Annotated in this window: 2 protein-coding genes; one reads left to right on the top strand and one right to left on the bottom strand. The window is 66.2% G+C overall.

The window, feature by feature from the left end; translation table 11 throughout:
- On the top strand, positions 1 to 987 hold a 987-nt coding region (locus MOQ72_RS44115), incomplete at its 5' end, for an acyl-CoA dehydrogenase family protein (protein ID WP_242192034.1).
- Here the strand turns inward: MOQ72_RS44115 and MOQ72_RS44110 are convergent.
- Positions 984 to 1,210: hypothetical protein (locus MOQ72_RS44110; RefSeq protein WP_242192033.1), on the bottom strand; the 227-nt coding region annotated here is incomplete at its 5' end. The genes MOQ72_RS44115 and MOQ72_RS44110 overlap by 4 nt on opposite strands.

Raw genomic sequence — 1,210 nt, 5'->3', positions numbered from 1 at the left:
ACGGTCGAGCTGTCACGCGGCTGCCCGTCGAGCGGCTGGGTCTTCGGGCTCATGGCTACGCACAACCTCATCGTCGGTCTCTTCCCGGAGCAGGGGCAGGTCGAGCTGTTCGGCAACGGTGACTTGCGCTGCACGCTCTCCGCTGTCCCTGCGCCCGCGCTGAAGGTCGACGGTGGTTACCGGATCACGGGATGGTGGGACTATGCGTCCGGCTGTGACGTGGCAACGCACTTCATGGGTGTCGCGGGTGTCGTCACCGAGCCGGGCGGCGAGCTCGTCGACACGCGCTTCGTCGCAATGCGTCGGGATCAGTTCCAGATCATCGACAACTGGGACGTGCTCGGCATGCGTGGAACGGGCTCGCGGCGGGTCGTCGTCGAGGATCTGTTCGTCCCCGAGCACCACACCGTGCCGTCGCCGAACCCCGCCCGTCCCGTCGTGGAGTTTCCCGGGCGCGGCCTGTATCCGAACCCGACGTTCTACGGGTCGCTCGCGTCCCTGCTCGTCTCCGAACCGGCAGCGGTCTGTGTGGGTATTGCGCACGCGGCGATCGATGAATATGTCGAGAACCTCACGACCAAGCACCAGTGGGGCCCCATGTCGCCGAAGCGCTCCGACCTCGCCGTGTTCCAGCGGCTTCTGGGGGAGGCAACGGCGTATGTCGACACCGCTGAGGCGGCGCTGCATCAGGTCGCTCAGAGGTGGACGGAGCTGGCGCGACGCTCGATGGAGACCGGCCAGCTCGTCAGCGACGAGGACGACCGCCGCCTCATCCTCATCGAGCAGCAGGTCGTGCAGCTGGCGTCGAAGACTGTCGAGACGGTCTTCCGGACGAGTGGCTCCAGTGCTTCGAACAGGGGCCAGCGGATCGAGCGTTACTTCCGCGACCTCAGCATGATCCGCACACATGTCACGCTTCAGCCCGAGCGCACCTGGGAGAACGCCGGGCGCCTGCGGCTGGGCCTGCAGCCGCGAATGCCGTTCTAGTGTTGTGAATTAACAGTTTGTCGTCGGACGATGGTGTGGTTGCCGTGTCCGAAGCGGGTGCCGCTGGAGCTGACCGAGACCGAACGCCGGACGTTGGAGTGGTAGGCGCGGTGCCGGAAGACCGCGCAGGCGTTGGCGTTGCGCTCGCGGATTGTGTTGACGTGCGCAGAAGGCGGGTCGAACACGGCGGTGGCCGCCAAGCTTGGTGTGTCGAGAGACATGG

Origin of the sequence: Saccharopolyspora soli, assembly GCF_022678645.1 — a bacterium.
Classification (GTDB): Bacteria; Actinomycetota; Actinomycetes; order Mycobacteriales; family Pseudonocardiaceae; genus Saccharopolyspora; species Saccharopolyspora soli.
The sequence above is the reverse complement of the archived record's forward strand: the minus strand, read 5'-3'. Positions and strand labels throughout refer to the sequence as shown.